The 1,587-nt window shown below is 61.6% G+C and carries 2 protein-coding genes; both read right to left on the bottom strand.

The features are described 5' to 3' along the window. The coding region (locus Q0601_RS24585) for a hypothetical protein (protein ID WP_305292838.1) at positions 1 to 1,139 on the bottom strand (1,139 nt) is incomplete at its 3' end. Position 1,140: 1 nt separating this feature from the next. After that, positions 1,141 to 1,587, bottom strand: a 447-nt coding sequence (locus Q0601_RS24590) for a hypothetical protein (protein ID WP_305292840.1), incomplete at its 5' end; no start/stop codon positions are given.

The following is a 1,587-nucleotide window of genomic DNA, read 5'->3' on the forward strand; positions in this document are numbered from 1 at the left end:
GCCCTGATGAGATCGATCAGCTTCCCGCTGATGGTGCTCATGAAGTCGAAGATCTGCGCGGCAACCCGGGCCGTGGCCGCTCCGGCGCTTGCCAGCAATTGATGGACTTTCCGGGTAAATGCCAGCAACCGCGCCATCAGTACCGGCCCGGCGGTTCCACCAGTGAACACGGCAAGGATCCCGAACAGGATGCCCAGCAGGATTTCCGGGATCAGGAACCCGCCCACCTTGCCGACCATCTCGGTCCAGAAATTCGGCGTGCTCGCCATCAGCACGGCCAGCATCGTGGAACCCAGGACGTTGAGAACCTGCGTCTGCGCCAGCTCATGCATGGCGTTCATCCAATGGGCACTGTTGCGCACCAACTGCCGCAACGTGTCCACGATCTCATCCAGATCCGGGAATTGCTCGGCCAATGCCAAGAGTGCTTCAAGCCCGGTCCTGACCGCCGCGGCAGCACCCTCTGCCATATCCTGCAAAATCTGGAGTATCTTGTCCTTATTCTCCCACAGAGCCTTTGCCCCTGCGCTCATGCTGTCCCAGGCATCGCTTGCCAGTTCCGGAAGGCTGGAAATCCATTCCCAGATGGACGCCCATAAATCGCCTTCGCCTTCCCACCATGCGGCGACCCCCTCCACGGCGCCTGTGAACAGCGACTTGGCCGCACCAAGCCAGCCGGTCCGCTTCCATTCCAGAAGCCAGGGCTCAAGCGCGGTTTCCATGCTGGCCGCAAAGCCGCGCAGGGCCTCGATGATCTCGGCTTCCAGCCGCGTGATTTCCGCAGCAGCGGAGGGATCCTGCACCAGTTCGGCGGTGACCGCCCCGCGTTTTGCGTCATTATAGGTCTGACGGCCCAGTTCCGGGTAAATGCCGGGAACCCCGTCATCGCCATCCTGCATCCCGAAGCTGGTCAGGCTTTGTGTGTGGAGTTCGCCATCGGTCAGAACGCCATCCTGATCCGTGATCCGCAATGGCGCTATTATCACCGGGGTTTTCCACGGATCATCATAATAGGCATGGACGCAGACCGGCCCCCGGCAGGGCGCTGTTACATCGCCAGGCGGGATTGCCTCGGCAAAGGCGCTGCGCTCGGAGCGCATCGAGATTTCGGCGGGATCAGGCGGCAAGCGGGGCGACATCTCAGGCGGCCTTCAGCGAGAAGCTGTCGAAGCGGTCACGGAATGCCTTGAACCGTTCGGTTTCCGGGGCAGGCGAGTGACAAATCTCTTCCAGCCTGCCTGCCGGATCCCGCTTTTCGAAATCCGGCCCATAGAACACCGTCCAGGCCGCGAAGAAATGCAGATAGGCGTGTTTGTGGAAACCGTAGGCTTCGAACCTCTGCATGGCATGTTCCACTGCCGCCTCGATCGCCTTGCGGGGCCGGTGTTCCAGTTCCCGGGCGAAATCCGCCTGTATCCGGTCGACCATCCGCTTGCGTCGCTCGGCGGCCCGTGCGCTTGCAACCGGATCGAAATCGGCAAAGCGCAGATGCATGGGCGTGATCGGGGTCCCGGTCAATCCCCCGGTATCCGGGGAAAACCGGATATCCACGCCATTATGACGGAAGATATAATGCAGCGGCTCCCC

The sequence above is a fragment of the Paracoccus wurundjeri genome (assembly GCF_030678915.1).
Taxonomy (GTDB): domain Bacteria; phylum Pseudomonadota; class Alphaproteobacteria; order Rhodobacterales; family Rhodobacteraceae; genus Paracoccus; species Paracoccus onubensis_A.